This is a genomic window from Chryseobacterium joostei (assembly GCF_003815775.1).
Taxonomy (GTDB): Bacteria; Bacteroidota; Bacteroidia; order Flavobacteriales; family Weeksellaceae; genus Chryseobacterium; species Chryseobacterium joostei.
In genome coordinates, this window is sequence record NZ_CP033926.1 from 944491 (window position 1) to 965405 (window position 20915).

A 20915-nucleotide genomic window follows, 5' to 3' on the forward strand; every position below is an offset into this window, starting at 1 on the left:
AAATAAACCTCCATAAGACAAGTGATAGGGTAATACTATTTCACCAAATCCAGCAAAACCTTTTCGTATTTACTCATGATAATATTTTTTGAAAATCTGGACTTAATGGAATTCTTTATAGCATCACGATTATAATTTTGCTGCATCGCGGATATTATTTTCTGTGCAAAATCCTCATAATTTTCAATATTACCAACTTCCCCGTTAATATTATGCTGAATAATCTCATTGATTCCTCCGGGGCAGTTATTGGCCAAGGAATACGTTCCACAGGCACCTGCTTCCAAAAGTACATTAGGAAAACCCTCATATCTTGAAGAAAGGATAAATAAGTCTGCATATTTTAAAAATTGATAAGGATTCTCCTGGCGGCCATGAAAAATAACGTTCTTAAGTCCCAGAAATTCCTTCATCTGGAGCAATACATCCTTATCTTTTCCATCTCCTAAGATGTGAAGCTGGATATTTTCACTTTTAAGCCTTGAAAAAACTTTCAACAGGTTGTCGAAACCTTTTCTGGAAGATAAATTCCCAATAGCTACTACGTGTTTATAATTGTATTTGAAGCATTCGGGTTTAGAAGAAATTGCCAGTTTTTCATCAATAAAATCAAAATCCACAGGGTTATTGATCTTGACAATCTTTTTCTTTTTAATCTTAAAATTATCTACCAGATCTTTCATCATATCATCACTTTGAGCAATGATTTTCTGATAGTTATTATAAAAATTATAGAAAAATTTGATTTCCTTTCTGGTAACATGCTGCGTCACCACATTTGTTTCTCTGGCAATAAACTTTGTTCTTGGGAAAAGCTTTATAAATAATGATAAATAAGCATTCACTTCACCAAAACCGGAAAATACAATATCAGGTTTTCTTCTATAAATTTCACCTAAAATAGGCTTTAATGAATGTCTGATTCGTTCTGTATTAATGTCTATGATTTCAACATCTTTTTTCAGAAAATTAAGATATCCGCCTTGTTTCCGTAAAAGCAAAATCTTGGGTTCAAAACGATCCCTGGAGAGATGATTTGCAATGGTGGTAACAATTCTTTCTGCACCTCCGGTTTCTAAATCCGGCAGAATAAATATGACAGATATTTTTTTCATCAGTTAAAGTTACTAAAAAGTTTGGTTATGTTTAAAGTGTAGATAGGTTGTATCAATACTAATTAACAGAAATTAACTAAGCTTTAAAACAGGAGTAAATTTTATATTTATTCTTAAAACAAAACAAGGACAAAAATAAATTAAGCTCTTCGATCGAAGAGCTTAATTTATTTCTTTTAATTATGTTGAAACCTTTAATTTGCAACGTCGCTGATAAATTTGATTCTCAGCATTCTCACTTCCTCATCAGATAATTCATCTCCGAATTCATCAAGCAATACTTTCATACTATCACTCTCTGATTCGTTCATAAATTCCATAAAACCATCAACAATATCTTCATCAAAGTTATCTTCGATATAATAATCAATATTCAGTTTTGTTCCCTGGTAGACAATTCGTTCCATTTCTTTCAACAGTTCGTCCATAGAAAGATTCTTGGCTCTTGCTATATCTTCAAGGTCAATTTTCTTATCGGTACTCTGAATAATAAAAACCTTGTGGCTGGATTTATTGGCAACCTGTTTCAAAACCATATCCTGTGTACGCTCTATATTGTTATCTTCAACATAGGTTTTGATATAGTCAGCGAATTCCTTACCATATTTTTTGGCTTTTCCCTCTCCTACACCATAAATCTTAGTGATTTCATCTACAGTAATAGGATACTGTACAGTCATATCTTCCAAACTTGGATCCATAAAGACTGTATAAGGTGGAATACCATACTTTTTAGCTACTTTTTTCCTTAATTCTTTTAGTAGATTGAACAGGTTTTGATCTAAGCCTCCGGCAGCCTGCTGTTGTACCTGATCACTGTCTGCCTTAGCTTGTGTAAGATCAAACTCTCTATCTTCTGTAATTAAGAAAGTATCCTTGGATTTACCACTTAAAACCTCTCGCCCTTTTTCTGAAATCTTTAGAACACCGTATGTTTCAATATCTTTTTGCAGATAATTCTGAACGGTAGCCTGTCTCAGAATTGTTTTCCAATAGTTCTCCTTTTCATCTTTTCCGAAGCTAAAATGAGGATTCTGCTCCAGTTTATAAGATTTTGTAACAGCTGTTTCCTTTCCAACGATAACAGAAATCAAATCTTTTGACTTGAATTTTTCTCCGGTATCATTAATCAGTTCAAGCACTTTTTTTAGATCTGCAGTAGCATCCTTTAATTTTGGAGGATTGAATGAGTTATCACACATCTTCGCTCCGTCTCCATTCACAGGGTCAAAGATTTCTCCAAAATAATACAGGATATATTGTCTTCTACTCATTGAAGTTTCGGCATAACCTACTACTTCGTTCAAAAGCTGCAATCCGATTTCTCTTTCAGAAACAGGTTTTTGTGCCAGGAATTTCTCAAGTTTTTCAATATCCTTGGGATCGTAGAATGCCAAACAATGACCTTCACCACCGTCTCTTCCCGCTCTTCCGGTTTCCTGATAATAACTTTCCAGAGATTTCGGGAAATCATAATGAATCACGAAACGAACATCCGGCTTGTCAATTCCCATCCCAAATGCAATGGTTGCAACAATAACATCCACTTCCTCCATCAGGAATTTATCCTGATTGGCAACCCTTACCTTTTGATCAAGACCAGCGTGATAAGGAAGAGCATTGATTCCGTTTACCTGCAAAAGCTGGGCAAATTCTTCCACTTTTCTTCTGCTCAGGCAATATACGATTCCAGATTTCCCTTTATGCTGATTGATAAATTTAACAATCTCCCTATCTATATTTATTTTAGGGCATACCTCATAATATAGATTAGGACGGTTAAAACTCTCTTTAAAGACCAAGGCATTCGTCATACCCAACGTCTTTTGGATATCATCCTGAACCTTTGGCGTTGCTGTTGCCGTTAAGGCGATCACCGGTACATTGGCAATCTTATCAATAATCTGTTTCAAGTTCCTGTATTCAGGTCTGAAATCATGTCCCCACTCTGAAATACAGTGTGCTTCATCAATAGCAAAGAAAGAAATCTTAACTTCTTTCAAAAAGTCCAGATAATCATCCTTAATCAATGATTCAGGAGCTACATACAAAAGTTTGGTTTTTCCGCTTTTTATGTCGTCAAAAACTTGTTTTGTCTGTGTCTTGTTTAATGATGAATTTAATACATGCGCTACCCCATTCTCAGATGAAAGCCCGTTTACGGCATCTACCTGATTTTTCATTAACGCGATTAAAGGTGATACAACTATTGCCGTACCTTCCGAAATAAGTGCCGGAAGCTGATAACATAATGATTTACCACCACCTGTAGGCATCAAAACAAATATATCCTTCCCATTCAATAGGTTTTCTATGATTTGTTCCTGTTGTCCCTTAAATGTAGAAAACCCAAAATACTTTTTCAATTCGCCCGATAAATTGGCTTTTTTTGCGCTCATCTAATTTTCTATTGCTAAATTTGCATCTAACCCAAAGTTATAAAAATTCTGCTTAAAATAAAAGCGAACGAATTTATAAAAAATAAAATTTATATTAAATTTTGTTTTTAAAATATAACATTTTTTAAAAACTTTTTTGTATACCTTATTGTCATAAAATGGATAGAACCAACATAATATCAATAGCTAAAACTACTTTAGAAATAGAAATTTCAGAACTTGAAAAATTAAAAAACAGAATTGATGATCAATTTGCCCAGGCAGTAGAAATTATTCATTCTGCAAAGGGAAAACTGATTGTAGTAGGTATTGGAAAATCGGCTCATGTAGGCAATAAAATCGTTGCTACACTGAACTCTACAGGAACTCCGTCACAATTCCTGCATGCTTCGGAGGCTATTCATGGTGACCTTGGAGTAATTCAAAAGCAGGATGTAGTGCTATGCATCTCCAATTCCGGAAATTCTCCTGAAATTGCCAATCTTGTTCCTTATCTGAAAGATTATTCTTCTGCATTGATAGGAATGACCGGTAATAAAAAAAGTAAATTGGCAGAATTCTCTGAAATTATCCTTGATACCCACGTGGATGTTGAAGCTTGTCCTAATAAACTGGCACCTACAAGCTCAACAACGATCCAAATGGCGTTAGGAGATGCGCTTGCTGTAGCTTTAATGGAACTTAATGATTTCAAGGCGAATGATTTTGCTAAGTTTCACCCTGGAGGAAGTTTAGGAAAAAACCTGACTTCTAAGGTTGAACAATTCCTGTCCTCACAAAAACCTCAGGTTTCTGAAGATGCTACTATAAGAGATGTCATTATTTCCATCAGTGCTTCAAGCCACGGGATTACTGTGGTTACCAACGGTGATCAGATTGTAGGAGTAATTACAGATGGTGACTTGAGAAGAATGTTAATGAAAGGAGAAGATATCAGTAAGGTATTTGCTAAGGACATCATGTCTGCTCATCCAAGAACCATTGAAAAGGATGCCAGAGCCAAAGAAGCCATGAAAACTTTGAAGGAAAATAATATTGGCCAGCTTGTAGTGACTGAAAACGGAAAGTATTTCGGGATCATTGATCTGCATAAGTTACTGGATGAAGGAATAAATTAATGCTGATGATATGAGCCATTTTCTACACGCACATATCCGGGAAATCATTGACCTTACAGATGATGAATTTGAGATTTTACAAGGTTTTTTTACAAAAAAAAGATTCCGGAAAAGACAATTTCTGATACAGGAACATCAACCTGTACATGAAATTTTTCTGATAGAGAAAGGTATTCTTAAAAGCAGTATTATAGATGACACAGGAAAAGAGCATATTCTTCAGTTCGCGGCACCCAACTGGTGGATTTCAGACTTTGCCGGATTTTTTAAGCAGGAAACCTCATCACTGGCTGTGGAATGTATTGAAGATTCTGAAGTGTATGCTGTATCTTATGAAGATTTGAATATCCTTTGTTCAAAAATGCCAACCATGGAACGCTTTTTCAGAATAAAGTCCAATTTCGGGTATGTAGCCCTACAGCAGAGAATTCTTTCGTTAATGAGTAAATCTGCCAAAGAACGTTATGAAGATTTTATACAACAATATCCAGGTTTTATAGACCATATCCCCAAACAGCTTATTGCAAGCTATCTGGGAGTTTCCAGAGAAACATTAAGCCGACTATATTCTTAAGATGTGACCTAGGTCACATCTTTTTTTTGAGGTAGGTCCTTATCATGATAAGGTTAAAAATCCAATCTTTGTATTATCATTTTAATATAAATACCAATGAAAAAGAAAGCATTAATTGTAGTAACAAGTGTGGAAAAATATCCTAATATGGAAAGAGCAACAGGCCTTTGGCTGGGTGAAGCAGTTCATTTTTATGAAAAGTTAGATGAGAAAGGCTATGAGATTGATTTTGTAAGTCCAAAAGGAGGCTATACTCCACTAGATCCTATTTCTCTTCAAATGTCTGTACAACCTGTAGACTGGAAATATTATGCTGATACTATTTTCAGAGAAAAAATGGCGAATACTTTAAAACCAGAAGAGATCAATCCTAAAGATTATGAGGTTATTTATTACGCAGGAGGTCATGGTGTTGTATGGGATTTTCCTGATAATAATGCATTACAGGAAATTGCCCGTAGTATTTATGAAGATGGGGGCATTGTATCGTCAGTATGCCACGGAGCTGTAGGACTTTTTAATATAAAGCTGTCCAATGGAGAACGTCTGATTAATGGAAAAACAGTTACCGGGTTTTCAAACTCAGAGGAAATTGCTGCAGAATTGGCTGATCACATGCCTTACCTAACAGAAGACGTACTGAAAAGTAAAGGAGCACATTATGTAAAAGCAGATCAGGATTTTACTCCTTTTGCTGTTTCTGATGGAAGACTTGTTACAGGACAAAATCCTCAATCGGGAAGTGCTGTAGCAGACAAAGTATTGGAAATTTTAGAAAAATAAGCCTTAGAACTAGAAATTAAAAACAGCTTGCAGTTCAAAATAATTATTTTGGACTGCAAATTATTATATCCGAAAGTATCTTTAAGAATACATCAACTGTCTGTAACATAAACTTGAACAAAATCATTGGCAATAAATTCTAAATACTGATTATTATTTCATAATTTCGCAGACTTAAACTGCTTGCCTCACAGGGTTAGTATTTTGAAAGATTCTACTATATGGACAATAAAAAAGACATGTCCTTTCTTGGGCACATTGGAGAATTAAGAGGACATTTGGTCCGTTCAATTATTGCTATCATCATTGCAGCCTTTGCGGTTGGTTTCAATATTAATTGGATTATGGACCACGTCTTTTTTGGACCTACCAGAAATGATTTTCCTACATTCAAGGTTGTTAATCATTTTTCAAGAATGATCTTAGGAGAAGACAGTATTCATCTTCCAAAGGACTTTCCTGTGCGTGTACAGAGGTTGTATCAGCAGTTTAATGTAATGATGTCCGTTTCCATTTTTGGTGGACTAGTAGCTGCGTTTCCTTATATTGTGTGGGAATTGTGGCGTTTTATTGGTCCAGCTTTGCATCCAAGAGAAAGAAAGAATTCCATTTATATTATTAATGCAGTATGGATGCTTTTCATGACAGGAGTTCTATGTGGTTACTTTTTAATCCTGCCTTTTGCAGTTAATTTTGGAGTGATTTTTAAGATTTCAGACATTATTGTTCCGCTTTATGACCTGAGTGATTACACTACGCTATTTTTGCAGGTTGTATTAGGAATGGGTGTGATCTTTCTTTTCCCTATTTTGATCTATTTCCTTACCACTATTGGGATTCTGACTCCAACATTTATGAAGACCTATCGTCGTCATGCCATTGTATTAATTATGGTGGTTGCTGCAATTATTACGCCTGCAGACGTTCTGAGTATGTTAATGGCTGCATTCCCATTGCTTATTTTATATGAGTTCAGTATCATGATGTGTACGGTTACGTATAAAAAGCTACAAAAGAGCAATGGAAATCTTCCTGTTGTACAGAAGTAATTAAGAAATAAATATTTATCATCTATATCAAAAACCCGGCAATAGTCGGGCTTTTTGAATTTTGTAAAACTGTTAAAGATGCAGGGACTTTATTTCTATATTTTCTTTAAGCCGTAAAGATTCTAAATTATACACTACGGAATTTTCAATTAAAATAAACCCTCGCAGACGTTTTGTAAATAAGTTACTCAGCATTTTCGCCCTATCTTTATTTAGCTGTTAATTTAATTTTATACTTTTGAAAAGATTATTAATTTAATTTTATATGAAAAAGCTGTCATACACCCTTTTATTTGTTTCCGGAATTGCCTTTGGACAGTTCTTTGAAAAGGGTAAAGTTTACTCCAAACAGGATACGTTAAAGGGTTCCAATACTTCATTCAGAGATTTCTGGGATGTCAAGAAATATGATTTTTCCGTAGAACCTGATTTTGAACAAAAAAGCGTTAAAGGAACGAACAAGATAAGCTTTGAGATTATAAAGAATGTCACCAACCCTGTCTTTCAAATTGATCTTCAACAACCCATGAAAGCAGATAAAGTTACCGGAAACTTTCCAATTGCCAGCTATAAGCAGGACGGAGACTTTATTTTTATTACCACCAATAAAAAGTTTAAAAAAGGCGAGAAATATACCATCGATGTTACCTACTCCGGAAATCCATTAATTGCTAAAAATGCCCCTTGGGACGGAGGATGGGTTTTTACTAAGGATCAAAATGGAAATCCTTGGATGAGCCCGGCTGTTCAGGGAATTGGCTCTTCTATTTGGTTACCAACCAAGGATATATGGAGTGATGAACCGGATAATGGCATCATTATGAAAATTATTACTCCAAATGACCTTGTAGGAGTTGGAAATGGAAGACTGATCGACAAAAAGACCAACGGCAGCAAGACTACTTATACATGGGAAGTGAAAAATCCCATCAATGACTACTCTATCATTCCTAATATTGGTAAATACGTAAACTTTAAGGATACCTTTGATGGAGAAAAAGGAAAACTTGATTTGGATTACTGGGTTCTTGATTATAACCTGGAAAAAGCAAAGAAACAGTTCCAACAGGTAAAACCGATGCTTTCTGCATTTGAACATTGGTTTGGGCCTTATCCTTTCTATGAGGATTCTTATAAATTGGTAGATTCACCTTATTTAGGGATGGAACACCAGAGTAATGTTGCCTATGGAAATGATTATCAAAATGGATACCGTGGAAAAGATCTTTCCGGAACCGGAGTCGGGTTAAAGTGGGATTACATTATTATTCATGAAAGTGGCCATGAGTGGTTTGCTAATAATATCACCGCCAAAGATCAGGCAGATATGTGGATTCATGAGAGTTTTACAATGTATTCTGAGGTTCTTTTTACAGAAAGCTATCTTGATAAGAAGTCTGCTGATATCTACATGGTAGGTCTTAGAAACAAGATTCAGAATGATGTCCCTATCATTGGACAATACGGTGTTAGAAATGAAGGCAGTGGTGATATGTACCCTAAAGGAGCCTATATGCTTCATACGATTAGACAGGTCATTAATAATGATGAAAAGTTCAGACATATCTTAAGAGGATTAAGTAAAGACTTCTATCATCAGACGGTTACTACGAAGCAAATTGAGGATTATATTTCATCCAAATCAGGAATTGATTTTTCAAGTGTTTTCAATCAGTATTTAAGAACGATAAAGATTCCAACCCTTGAGTATTCTCAAAATGGAGATTCTTTTAAATTCAGATATACAGATGTGGTAAAGAATCTTAAACTTCCTATCATCATCAATGGAGATCAAACCATAAACCCTACTGAGGAATGGCAAACCGTAAAGCTTAAGAAAAGCACTCCGGTTGAATTGAGTAAGAATTATTATATTAATTATAAGAGTGTTCAATAAACAAAACACAAAGGGCAAAATTGCAGAACAACACTGCTTATTTTGCCCTTTTTAATTGTATATATTTTTCTGTTCATTAACTCTTTTTACAGTTTTGCTTTTTATCTCATGAAATTTTAAGAAAAGTTTAATACTCCGTTTCGTAACAAATTGCAGAAAAAAGCAACTATTTAACTATAAAATTTAAACCTAATGAGAAAAACAGCACTTAGCTTAGGCCTTTTTGCCGCTTTTTTAGCCAATGCACAATCAATAAAAACCACTATTGACCTCGTTAATGTAAAAGATGATAAAGTAGCCGTTACCATGGAATTTCCGAAAATGAAATCCGGAGATGTTAAGTTTCATTTCCCTAAAACGGTTCCGGGTACTTATTCTGTAGATGATTACGGAAGATTTGTAGAGGGAATCAAGTTTTATGATAACAAAGGCAAAGAACTTACTTATACAAAGGTAAATGACAATACCTATTCATTGAAAAATGCTCAGAACCTGACTAAGATCTCTTATCTTGTGAATGACAGTTTTGATGAAGAAATGGACACTTCAAAGCATAAAGCCGTATTTTCTCCTTCAGGAACTGATATTGAACAAGGGAAAATCTATATGGTAAACACCCATGGTTTCGTGGGGTATATTGATAATATGCAAGATGTGCCTTATCAATTGATCATACAAAAACCCACTGACTTCTATGGTACAACAGCTTTGGTAGATCAGGATAAGTCTGACTCTACAGACACCTATACGCTGGCCAATTACGCCAAGGTAACGGATTCTCCGCTGATGTATACCAAACCGGATTTCATCACTTTTAATGCAGGCGGAATGGAGCTTGTATTGGGTGTTTATTCTCCAACAGGAAAATATAAGGCTGCAGATTTCAAGGCTAATCTTGAAAAAATGGTTGTTGCTCAAAAGAAATTCCTTGGGGATATGAATACCAATAAAAAGTATGCAATCATGCTGTATCTATCCGGGGGTGACGGACCAAAAATTAAAGGCTTCGGAGCATTGGAACATCACGAATCAACCAGTGTAGTTCTTCCTGAAATGATGCCCAAAGATGCTATTGATCAAACAATCACTGATGTAGTTTCTCACGAATTCTTCCACACTGTTAATCCTTTAAAGACTCATTCTGAAGAGATTCACTACTTCGATTATGCAGATCCTAAAATGTCTCAGCACTTATGGATGTACGAAGGTGGAACGGAATATTTTGCCAATTTATTTCAGATTCAGGAAGGTTTAATTACCAAGGACGAGTTTCTTAAAAGAATTGGAGAAAAAATCGCTAACTCCAAGAATTACGATGATACGATGCCATTTACGGTAATGAGTAAAAATGTATTGCAGGATGCTTATAAGGATCAGTATAGAAATGTATATGAGAAGGGAGCATTGCTTGCCATGTGTCTGGATATTGAACTGAGAAAATTATCTAATGGAGAAATGGGCTACCGTGATATGATCAGAAAATTATCTCAAAGATTCGGAGAAAACAAGCCGTTCAAGGATGATAAACTGATTGATGAACTGGTAACCGTAACCGGATATCCACAGGTAAAGGATTTTTATAATAAATATATTGCAGGAAGCCAGCCAACACCTTATGCCGAATACTTAAGCTCGGTAGGTGTAGAGGTACATAAGCAGGAAACACCTCCTATTTTCTGGTTTATCAGAGACCCGAATCAGACAGGTTATGATGATAAAACCAAAGCTCTTGCCTTTGATGAGAATTCTGCTCTGTCACCTTTCGCTAAAAGCATAGGATTTAAAATTACAGATCAGATTCTTGCTCTGGATGGGAAAACAATAGACATTCAAAAAATTCAGGACTTTATTGGTTATACTAAAACCATTAAGGAAGGTCAGAATGTTACCGTAACCATTTTGAGAGATAATGGAGGGAAGAAAGAAAAAATGGACCTTAAAGGAAAGGCTATTTTAGATAAAATGTCTATGGAGATGCTTGGGTTTAAAGCCAATGCTACTCCGGCAGAACTGAAATTACAAAGTCAATGGCTGACTGGTAAAAAATAAAAACAAAAAAGCGGGGAAAACATCCCCGCTTTTATTATGCTTAAGTTTACGCTTTTCGAATTGTTATTCTAAAGGTAGTTCCCTTTCCTACTTCCGTTTGGGAAATCTTAATATCTCCGTTATGATATTCGTGGATCACTCTTCGGGCTAATGACAAGCCCAATCCCCAACCTCTTTTCTTGGTAGAATATCCCGGTTTAAAAGCATTTCTCGCTTGCTGCTTTGTCATACCGCTTCCGTTGTCCTTTACTTCAATCAGAATATTTTTATTTCTCTCAAAAACTGACATGGTAATAGCCCCCTCGCCTTTCATGGCATCCACCGCATTTTTCACAAGGTTTTCAATCACCCAGCTCATCAGAATTTTATTGTGAGGAACCAGAACTTTATAGGTAGGAAGATGAAGGGTAAAATTGACTTTCCTGGAAATTCTGGTCTTTAAATAATCATAATTTTCCTGAATGGTTTCATTAAAATTCATGTCATTCAATTCAGGAACCGAACCAATCTTTGAAAAACGTTCGGAGATGGTTCTTAGTCTCTCAATATCTTTTTCAATTTCATGAACTCCTTCAGAATCCGGAGTATCCAGCTTCATAATCTCCATCCAGCCAATCATTGAGGACAAGGGTGTTCCTATTTGGTGGGCAGTTTCCTTGGCCAGACCTGCCCAAAGATATCCTTCATCTGTTTTTTTGATCGTTCTGAAGAACCAGAAAGTAAATCCAAAATACAACAGAATAAATAACCCGAGAATATAAGGTGAGTAGCGCAGATTATTCAGTAGACGCGAGTTATCATAGTACACAAACTGGTTATTCCCATCCGGAACCTTGATTTCGATTGGAGCATAATTTTTCTCCATACTTTCCATTAAATCATGCAGCTTCTCAGGATTCTTTATGGTGCTTTCCGGAATGTTTCTGTAATACCCCAGATCGAGAATCGGTTTTTTATATTTATCCGTCACAATGAACGGAATGGTATTATTAATGTTCAGTATGTCGGGAAGAAGGTCAAGAACATCGGTATCGGGAGTCTTTACTTCCTGTTGGATTCTTATCGCCTTGGAAAGAAGACTAATCCTTTTGATTTCCTCCTTCCTGAGAAAATTAATAAGCGATGTAGAAGCCACCACAATGGCAATCACCAGGGTAGTCATCACAACAAAAATAATCCAGTTATTCATTCTGGTTAAAATGGATTTCCTCAAGGCTATTTTATTTTAAAACATTAAGAATTTTCTGCAGCTCCGCACTTCCACTTCCCTGATAATTATTGATAATAATTGAAAAAACATACTTTTTCCCATCCTTGGCAGTATGGTAGCCTGCAAAAGATTTAGTATCTCTCATGGTTCCGCTTTTCATTTTCATTCCATTATCCTGAACAGGAAATCCATCATAATAGGATTCAAACCACGATTGTTTTTTAGCATATAAAAGAGCCTGAACTTCTGCTTTGGCAGCAACATAATTCTGGGGAGAAAGTCCACTTCCATCAGCAAAATTGATCATATTTGGATTGATTCCCTTTGATTTCCAGAATTCTCTCAGATAAGCTACCCCGCTTTTGAAACTTGGATTTCCTTTTTTCTCTTTTCCCAGCGTTTTAATAAGGGTTTCTCCGTAAAGATTAACGCTTTTTCTCAAAAACCAGTAAACAATTTTATCGAGGGTTGGAGATTGGTACGTCAAAATAACATTAGTTTTAGGAGCCTCCAAAATCTGTTTACCTTCTATTTCCAATTGTGAGTTGGTCACAGCTTTTCCTGAGAGTTCTATTCCCGATTCTTTTAACCACAGCTTTACTTCTGAAGCCAGTTGCAAAGGAGGATTGGGTGTAGATCCGGAAACTGTTACCGTTTTTCCTCCCGGAAGCATTCCGTTGATTAAAGCAACGTTGGAATGAGGTGCCGTAAAGATGAGGCTTTGATCGGAACTACCACTAGCCTTTAAATCATTGAGCCACTTCACTCCCTCCAATGGATAGGAAAAACTTTTAAAATCCGTTCCGTTGATATTGATATCAAATTGGTTTTCTCTCCAGTTGATTCCCCAAACTCCTGCTCCATAGTAATTTCCAAGGTCATCCCAAGGCCATCCACCGGGAATTGTCTGATGATCAAAATAAGAATCATCAATGATCAGGTCACCTGATATTTTTGTAATTCCTGATTTTTTAATAGCTTCAATGAGTTTCTTTTTAAAATTTTCAGGTTTATAAGCATCATACCTCCAGCTTCCCAGTGTAGGATCACCATTAGAACTGATGAAAAGATTTCCGTTCAAAGTGCCTCCAGAGATATTTCCGGAATAGCTTGACGTTGTGGTATAGGTATAGCTCTTCCCTAATGTTTCCAATGCAGCGCCTGCTGTAAAGATTTTCTGGGTAGAAGCTGTTGAAAGTCCTTTATTTCCTTGATATTCGTATATAAAATTCCCGTTTTCATCTGATACATAAAACGATAAACTAGAGGAAACCGTTCCTGAAGAATCCATAAGATCCTTGGTTACCTTATCTAATTTCTGGGCTATATTTTGAGCCGAAAAAATCTGTACAGAAAGGGTAAGAACTGCAAGTGTTTTTTTCATTACATTGTAGTTTGGTTGTAAACTTTACTAATGCCTCCAAGCCTTTACAATATATATAAATGCAGTGCCCGGAGTATTTTTATTTAATTTAAATTCTAATCAAATATAGTTAAAATAAAAGCTTCTCATATTCATTGAGATCGTTGTGACTGAAAAGAATCTGGTGATCTGGAACTTTCTCAAATGAACGGTCATACTTGAAGTATTTTTCATAATCATCTTCATCTATAAAAAACTCTATCTGACAATCTTTGATATAACTTGATTTTTCACCATAATCTTCAATAAAAGATTCTGAATCACTCCAGGGTTCATGATGACACCGTAGACATTCTCTTTGATGAATTGCTTTATAACCACAGATTTCACAATCCTGCAGATTATTAAAAAATTCAGAAACATCATATTGTATCTCTTCAGAAAACAGATGCAATGGAACAGTCTTCAGGAGCAGATAATAATTCGGTTGCTGCCAGGAAAAATAGGTCTGCTCTTCCTCATCCAATCCATTTCCTGTAAACCATAGACCCTGAAGATCATATTCAACCTCCACGTTGGTAACGTCTTTAAGGTTCAATATTTTTTTACCTTTTAATTTGATATTAAGTTCTGCGTCAATTTCAATCACAGGTTGTTGTTCCAGAAAATGACTCAGGCATAAAGTAGTTTGCCAGGAATCTATTGTTCTCATTTTACCCTCGCTTCCACAGATCTCACAGGTTTTTGCAGATAATTTTGAGTATTTGTCAGTAATATTTTTAAGCGTTGCATTGAGTTCTTCGTTCTCAGAATAAATATTGCAACGCAGTTCTCCGAATTTTTCCTTTCCGAAAACATCATTTTCAATATTCCAGCCTCCAATGGCAAATTCAAACAACATTTGTCTGATCAAATCCCTCCACCCTGTACTGTTGACCGAAAAATTCTTCAGATTACGTTCTATAAAGCTGTCTATTTCTTCTTGCCCCATTACAATGAGCTTCCAGCTTCTATTTCATAAGGTTCCTTGTTCTTTTCAAAGATTCTTGTCAGTTCGCTACCTTCAACGGTAATGGTATCTCCAGTTCTTCGGATCCAGTTTCCTTCTCTAAGCCCTACTACCTTGATATCATTCTGAGTAAGGAATTCCATGATACGTGTTTCTCTTGTTTCTCCGTTATGCTTCAAATCCGGATTAGGATCAAGATAATGTGGATTGAGGTTGAAAGGAACCAATCCCATGCAGTCAAAGCTTGGCGGATAAACAATCGGCATATCATTCGTTGTTTTCATGTTCTGTCCTCCGATATTACTTCCCGCGCTGCATCCAAGATATGCCTTTCCGTTGCTTACATTTTCTTTTAAAACAGACATTAAGCCTTCTTCGTGTAAGGTTTTAACCAATAAAAAAGTATTTCCACCACCGGTAAAATAACCTTTTGCCTGATGTATGGCTTCTGCTTTGTCTTCAAATTCGTGAAGTCCTTTTACTTTAATATTGATGGATTCAAAGAAAGAACGTGCCTTTGCTGTGTAGTCATCATGAGAAATACCGCCCGGTCTTGCAAAAGGGATAAAGACAATTTCGTCAATTCCGGCATATAGTGTAATAAGTTCTTCTCTTAAGTATTCTAAGTATTCTCCACCAAAAAGTGTGGATGTGGAAGCTAATATGATATTCATACAAGAATTATATTGATTATAGAAATAATGTTGAACAACAAAGATAGCAAACATCAACGAATCAAAAATTAAACTAAAAAAAACATTTTATTCGTTAATATTTTCTAAAAAATCCTAAAGCTTCTAAAATTTTACATTTTGTGGAATTATTATTGAATTTTAGAATTTAGAATTTTAAAATATTAGATTATGAAAATGACGAGAGTAAATATTAAAAATCTATTTTTAGGTTTAATACTTGTAGGAAGTGCAACTTTTGTAAATGCACAAACTACCCAAACAGATAGTGCCAACACTACAGCTAATGCAGCTGCAACCACTCAAACAGGTAATCCGACCATTGATGGTCTTAAAAAACAAATTGAAGCCAATCCAAAGGATACAGAATCATTGGCAAAACTGGCAGCGGCCTATCAGGATGCTTCAGACTGGACCAATGCAGTAGAAACATGGAAGAAAATATCCGCTTTATTACCGGATTGGGCACCATCATATTATAGCCAAGCCTATGCGTATCAATCTGCCAAGGATGATGCCAATGCAAAGCTTGCTTATGAAAAGTATATTGCAACCGTAAAACCTGAGGAAGTGGAACAAAATAAGAAAAATCTAGCCTACGCATACTTCTATGTTGCCTTTGCAGAACAACAAACAGATCCTAATAAGGCAAAAGAGCATATTGCTAAGTCTATACAATATGACCCAACCAATCAGGATGCTGTAAAACTTAGTAAAGCATTAAATTCATAAATATAAAATCCGGAAAAATTTTCCGGATTTTTTTTATGGTTTGAGAGAGCTTATCTTATTCAATTTTCTTTCCAAAAAAGTCTGTTTCACCATGCAGATGCCGGATGATCTTCTCAATATTCCGTTGAATGCTTGCTTCTGTTTTCAGATTGTTGATATAACGAATCAGCTCATGACGCCTTGATGGAATGAGCTTTTCAAAATTAGAAGTTGCCAAAACACTACTTTTTATTGCCTCTTCCAGTTGAGGATGAATAGAAATACTTCTGTCAGAATCATCATGCTCTAAAACCACTTCAATGGTTTCTCCAATTCTCTTAGGGGAGTTTTTCAGCATGGTAAGATTAATATACAGCCTCCATTCTCCTAAATATTTCATCAGGTTTTGCTTAAATTCCTTTCCATTTATTGTTCCTTTTACCGGAATCGGGCTTTTACTCCGCCCTGAATCCTCAAAAATTCTTTCCAGAACTTCTTCAGGAATAAAAACAAAGGGATTGATCCCGATAATTTCCAAGGTAGTTGTAAAACTGTTGCTTTTCATGAGTAACAAATTTAAATGATTTTGGAAAGTGTACAATGTAAAAAGTAATCACTCTAAAACATTCTTATATCCAAATCCGAACCTCTTACCCACAAAATTCATATGTAAGAACTCAATTAAATCGCTTATCTTTGCACCAATAAATCTATTTAACAAAATGAAATTTTTTATTGACACAGCTAATTTAGAGCAAATCAAGGAAGCGAAAGATCTTGGAATCTTAGATGGTGTAACTACCAACCCTTCATTAATGGCTAAGGAAGGTATTCAGGGAGCTGAAGCAATCAAAAACCATTATAAGGCGATCTGCGAGCTTGTAGATGGAGATATTTCTGCTGAAGTACTTTCTACAACGTATGAAGAAATGATCAAGGAAGGAGACGAATTGGCTGCAATCCACCCAAATATCGTTGTAAAAATCCCAATGATTAAAGACGGTATCAAGGCTTTAAAATATTTTTCTGATAAAGGAATCAGAACTAACTGTACTCTAATTTTTTCTGCAGGACAGGCTCTTTTGGCAGCTAAAGCAGGAGCAACTTATGTTTCTCCATTCCTAGGAAGATTAGATGATATTTCTACTGACGGACTAAACCTTATTCAGGAGATCAGATTAATTTTCGACAACTATATGTTTGAAACTGAAATTCTTGCTGCTTCTATCCGTCACTCTATGCACATCATTGACTGTGCTAAAATTGGAGCTGATGTAATTACATCTCCACTGCCTCCAATCTTGAGCTTATTGAAGCACCCATTAACGGATAGCGGATTGGCTCAGTTTATTGCAGATTCTCAGAAATTAGCATAAGACTTCAAGTCTTTCAGATATAAAAATCCCGAAACTTTGTTTCGGGATTTTATTTTTATAGTTCGTAGGATTGATTAAACATTCTTTTTACTACTCTTAATTTTCCTCAGGAATACTTTTAACTACCCTGCAAGGATTTCCTACTGCCACTACATTCTCCGGAATGCTTTTAGTAACAACACTTCCCGCACCTATAACGGTATTATTCCCAATGGAAACTCCTGGTAAAATGACTACATTTCCTCCTAACCATACGTTATCTCCCACTGTAATGGGATGTGCGTACTCCAGGCCTTCATTTCTCTGTTTTGCATCAAGAGGATGCCCTGCCGTATAAAAACTACAATTAGGACCAATAAAAACATTATCCCCGAATTTTACCGGAGCACAGTCTAAAATGACAAGATTATGATTAGCATAAAAGTTCTCTCCCACCTCAATATTATATCCGTAATCACACCAGAAAGATGGTTCTATGCATATATTTTCTTTTGTACTGCCAAGAATCTGTTTAATCAGATTCTGTCTACTTTCGGCATCAGAATTTTTCAATCCGTTATACTCCAGACATAAATCCTTGCAAGCAACACGCTCCTGAATCAGTTGTTCATCATAATTGGCGTTATATAAAAGCCCGGCTGCACATTTTTCTTTTTCTGTCATATTATTAGATTCAAGGTTTAAGATAGCTTAAAAATATAAATTTTTATCATCATTAAGGTAAGCTTTCATTTGCATTTAGTTCGTAATCTCTCATTTAGAAACAAAAAAACAGGACCTTTCTAAAGTTATCCTGTTTAAGTAGAAAATAAAATAATTTTAATTCACAAGATCCGGTTCTATCGGATTGTTATCTTTTTGAAGAACTTCTTTTGTTCTTTTCTCCATTTCTCTGAAGACCTGGCTTGGGTCTGAAATTTCTTTTCCGTCTGAGGTTTTTACTTTAAAGGCAAACTTAGTTCCTGTTTCTCCTCCGCTTTTCATCATCAGTTCTCTCATATTCTTTGTTGGATCATTTACATAGGCTTTCCACGCTTTTTTAAACTGGTCTTTTGTTACTTCAATTTCCTTTCCTCCCAATCCCAGCACTTTCACATTCTCAGGAAGCTGAATTTCCTTTTCTGCGCTTTGAGCTTTTACCGTCTTATTTCCTGCCAGTACCATAATATGAGATCCCGTAGCATCTTCAAGCTTTACAATTAGCCCAGGAAGTCCATAAAAAATATAAGGTCCGTCCTGAAAAGGAATATCTGTTGTAAACCAGGCTGTCCAGTCTCTTCCTCCTAAGGTGGTTATTGCTTTTTGGGCATTGTATTCTCCTATTTTTTGTTTTTCCGGCAGTATTTTCCATTCCGGTTTTTTATCTTCCTTTATTTTATATTTATCCATGGAGATACTTCTGAAAAGATAGGTTTTAAAATCAGGATATTGCTTGGTTACTTTATAGGCAACCTGACCTGGTTTTTCTCTCCTGTTCACGCTTATATTTCCACCGCCTGCTTTCAGTTGATTTTCAAGTTCTGCTCTGCTTATAGAATCTGCAACAAATTTATCATGGCTGTAATAGCTTGATCCGTCTTTGTCAATGTCCAACAGCATCATTTCCTTTTTTACCTCTTCTTTATTATTAGAATCGGGAATAAACTTGTATTCATAAAAGAACCTGTTGACTTGTGCATTAGCCAATACACCCAGGAACATCAAAAATAGAATTTTACTTTTCATAATCAATAATAATAAAAAAAGCTTTGCCAAGTGGTATTGACAAAGCTTGATTAAACTTTATTTCTTTGTCTGAATTCTTATTTCGCTCTCAGTACCTTTCATTTTATTTTCCTTAATGACATTCATACTTGCGATATTTTCAGGTTTTATTGAATGAAACTCCTCTTTGGAAACCGATCTTCCGTCTACGAAAAACTTAGCCTCATCAAAACCATTCAAATTATATCTTTTGACTCCATTCATGGCAATGTTTCCATTTCCGTCTTTTTTAATGAAATCAGCCTGCAAAACCATTACGTTAGGTGAAGTACCTGCTTTTGTGAAATTAATTTCCTTAAAATCCCTGCCAACAGCTTCAGCTGCTATTTTCTGAGCTTCAATTCTTGCCTTTGCTCCTATTTTTCGGGCTTCTTCTCCGGCTTTTCTTGCAGCTTCTCCATTTATTCTCGCCTGTTCTCCAGCTATTCTTGCAAGCTCTCCTTCTTTTCTGGCTTTTTCTCCTTCAATTCTTGCCTGCTCAGCAGCTTCCCTACCTATTCTTCCTGCTTCTATTCCAATTTTGCTGGCTTCTTTTGCGGCTTTTGCAGCTTCTCTACCTGCTTTCGCTGCTTCTCGTTTAATTTTACGAAGTTCCTTTTTATCAAGAGGATTCAGGTTTTCAAGCTCTTTCATTTGATTCTTCCATTCAGCAGAGTTGAAATATTCATCAACTTCTATAGATGCTGCAATACCTCCTATCTCTGATGCCAGGGTACCTATTTCCTCAACTTTTTTATCAAATGCTTCGCTGTCTGGACTCAAATTACTTAGTTCGTTTTCCTTTTCACTTAATTTTCTTTCAAGCTCAGCCAACCTTTCATTGTCACCAGGTGATTTTGTTGTAGGTTCCGTAATCTCCTTTTGTTCTGTTTTTTCTTTTACCGTGTCTATCTTAATCTCTGAAACTGCTTTTTTAATAGAAAGGTTTGTTTCTTCAATTTCTCTGTTTTTAGCATTTACCAAATAAGCAAAAGCTATTGTAAATAAAACTGGTAACGCTAGGATTCTATGCGCATACCCAAATTTGGTTTTTGGTTTTTGTAACATTTTAAGTCTTTTTTTAAGGTTTGAACTTAGAAACGGACTTGCAACAGCCAGCTGTGTTCCGGAAAAGTGGCTTGCTAAAAGCATCTGCGCAAATGCTTTGGTGTCCGAATTCTTTACGGCTTTTTTATCAGCCAGATATTCATGAATTAAACTAATTTCTCTTTTAATGATATGAAAGAACGGATTGAACCAGAAAATAGCTGTAGTAACTTCAATAAGAATCTTATCAAATGAATGCTTCTGTTCAATATGTACCATTTCGTGCTTTAAAATTTGCTCTCCTATTTCAGAATCCAGTGTGATGGTATTCTTCCAGAAAAGGTTTTTAAAGTAAGAAAATGGGGCTTCGGTGAGGTTTGTACGGTAAAAATTGATCCCGTCAAAACTTTCTTTCTGAAACTGTGCTTTAAACTGCTGAATCTTAAGGATTCCATAGAGCAGCTTCCCTAAAAGATAGAGAGAAACCAGTCCCAGAGCTGAAAAAATAATGCTAAAATAAAGGTTACCATTGTCAAGTTTTTTTTCTGTTTTAAAATTCTGAATTTTATCAAGAAGCATATACATATCACTATTTACTTCTATTGTAAAATCTTCTACTTTGATAAGGGGCAGTAATAATGATATTAAAATTGCCGCCAGCAGATAAAATCTGTTATAGTGATGGAATGTCTTGTCTTTTAAAGACAACCGATAGTACAAAAACATTACACCCGAGCATAAAATTAATTTTCCAAAGTATAAAAGTATTGCTTCCATGAT

18 protein-coding genes are annotated in these 20915 nt (G+C 35.6%); 8 read left to right on the forward strand and 10 right to left on the reverse strand.

The genetic code is table 11. From position 1 onward, the window contains the following. Positions 1-35: 35 nt before the first annotated feature. Both EG359_RS04440 and recQ read right to left on the reverse strand, forming a co-directional pair. The gene (locus EG359_RS04440; RefSeq protein WP_076351569.1) at positions 36-1115 is read right to left on the reverse strand and encodes a glycosyltransferase; all 1080 of its coding nucleotides are present in this window, start codon (positions 1113-1115) and stop codon (positions 36-38) included. A 194-nt stretch (positions 1116-1309) separates the two neighbouring features. After that, positions 1310-3514, reverse strand: a complete 2205-nt coding sequence (recQ, locus tag EG359_RS04445; protein ID WP_076351567.1) for a DNA helicase RecQ — start codon at positions 3512-3514, stop codon at positions 1310-1312. A gap of 158 nt (positions 3515-3672) precedes the next feature. Here recQ and EG359_RS04450 point away from each other — a divergent pair, with 158 nt between their 5' ends. From EG359_RS04450 to EG359_RS04475, 6 genes are all read left to right on the forward strand, one after another. After that, positions 3673-4632: a KpsF/GutQ family sugar-phosphate isomerase gene (locus EG359_RS04450; RefSeq protein WP_076351565.1), complete on the forward strand. Its 960-nt coding sequence runs from the start codon at positions 3673-3675 to the stop codon at positions 4630-4632. Between the two features lie 10 nt (positions 4633-4642). Next, positions 4643-5206 (forward strand): Crp/Fnr family transcriptional regulator, encoded by a 564-nt coding sequence (locus EG359_RS04455; RefSeq protein ID WP_076351563.1) that lies wholly within the window; start codon positions 4643-4645, stop codon positions 5204-5206. 96 nt (positions 5207-5302) lie between these two features. Continuing rightward, positions 5303-5989, forward strand: a complete 687-nt coding sequence (locus EG359_RS04460; RefSeq protein ID WP_076351561.1) for a type 1 glutamine amidotransferase domain-containing protein — start codon at positions 5303-5305, stop codon at positions 5987-5989. A gap of 221 nt (positions 5990-6210) precedes the next feature. Beyond that, positions 6211-7038, forward strand: coding sequence for a twin-arginine translocase subunit TatC (gene tatC, locus EG359_RS04465; RefSeq protein WP_076351559.1), 828 nt, complete (start codon positions 6211-6213; stop codon positions 7036-7038). Positions 7039-7303: 265 nt separating this feature from the next. Further along, positions 7304-8935, forward strand: coding sequence for a M1 family metallopeptidase (locus tag EG359_RS04470; RefSeq protein WP_076351557.1), 1632 nt, complete (start codon positions 7304-7306; stop codon positions 8933-8935). Between the two features lie 192 nt (positions 8936-9127). Then, positions 9128-10984, forward strand: a complete 1857-nt coding sequence (locus EG359_RS04475) for a M61 family metallopeptidase (protein WP_076351555.1) — start codon at positions 9128-9130, stop codon at positions 10982-10984. Between the two features lie 46 nt (positions 10985-11030). Here the strand turns inward: EG359_RS04475 and EG359_RS04480 are convergent, their stop codons facing one another. From EG359_RS04480 to pepE, 4 genes are all read right to left on the reverse strand, one after another. Continuing rightward, positions 11031-12197, reverse strand: coding sequence for a sensor histidine kinase (locus EG359_RS04480; protein WP_076351553.1), 1167 nt, complete (start codon positions 12195-12197; stop codon positions 11031-11033). Positions 12198-12204: 7 nt separating this feature from the next. Further along, entirely contained in the window at positions 12205-13578 is a 1374-nt protein-coding gene (gene dacB, locus EG359_RS04485) for a D-alanyl-D-alanine carboxypeptidase/D-alanyl-D-alanine endopeptidase (RefSeq protein WP_076351551.1), read from the reverse strand. A 109-nt stretch (positions 13579-13687) separates the two neighbouring features. After that, positions 13688-14548 carry a hypothetical protein gene (locus EG359_RS04490; RefSeq protein WP_076351549.1) on the reverse strand — a complete coding sequence of 287 codons (861 nt, stop codon included), beginning with the start codon at positions 14546-14548 and terminating at the stop codon, positions 13688-13690. Next, on the reverse strand, positions 14548-15240 hold the full coding sequence (pepE, locus tag EG359_RS04495) for a dipeptidase PepE (protein ID WP_076352079.1): 693 nt from the start codon (positions 15238-15240) through the stop codon (positions 14548-14550). The genes EG359_RS04490 and pepE overlap by 1 nt, the downstream gene beginning before the upstream one ends. A 189-nt stretch (positions 15241-15429) precedes the next feature. Here pepE and EG359_RS04500 point away from each other — a divergent pair, with 189 nt between their 5' ends. Beyond that, a complete protein-coding gene (locus EG359_RS04500; RefSeq protein WP_076351547.1) occupies positions 15430-15990 on the forward strand; it encodes a tetratricopeptide repeat protein in 561 nt (186 codons plus the stop codon). Positions 15991-16045: 55 nt separating this feature from the next. On the opposite strand, the gene EG359_RS04505 is transcribed toward EG359_RS04500, so the two are convergent. Then, positions 16046-16534 carry a DUF1905 domain-containing protein gene (locus EG359_RS04505; RefSeq protein ID WP_076351545.1) on the reverse strand — a complete coding sequence of 163 codons (489 nt, stop codon included), beginning with the start codon at positions 16532-16534 and terminating at the stop codon, positions 16046-16048. Between the two features lie 157 nt (positions 16535-16691). Here EG359_RS04505 and fsa point away from each other — a divergent pair, with 157 nt between their 5' ends. Next, positions 16692-17345, forward strand: coding sequence for a fructose-6-phosphate aldolase (gene fsa / locus EG359_RS04510; RefSeq protein WP_076351543.1), 654 nt, complete (start codon positions 16692-16694; stop codon positions 17343-17345). Between the two features lie 96 nt (positions 17346-17441). Here fsa and EG359_RS04515 read toward each other — a convergent pair whose 3' ends face one another. The 3 genes from EG359_RS04515 to EG359_RS04525 form a co-directional block, all read right to left on the reverse strand. Next, positions 17442-18008: a sugar O-acetyltransferase gene (locus EG359_RS04515; RefSeq protein ID WP_076351541.1), complete on the reverse strand. Its 567-nt coding sequence runs from the start codon at positions 18006-18008 to the stop codon at positions 17442-17444. A 156-nt stretch (positions 18009-18164) separates the two neighbouring features. Next, positions 18165-19070 (reverse strand): GLPGLI family protein, encoded by a 906-nt coding sequence (locus tag EG359_RS04520; RefSeq protein ID WP_076351539.1) that lies wholly within the window; start codon positions 19068-19070, stop codon positions 18165-18167. A 57-nt stretch (positions 19071-19127) separates the two neighbouring features. Beyond that, positions 19128-20912, reverse strand: a complete 1785-nt coding sequence (locus EG359_RS04525) for a M56 family metallopeptidase (protein ID WP_076351537.1) — start codon at positions 20910-20912, stop codon at positions 19128-19130. Between the last annotated feature and the right edge of the window lie 3 nt (positions 20913-20915).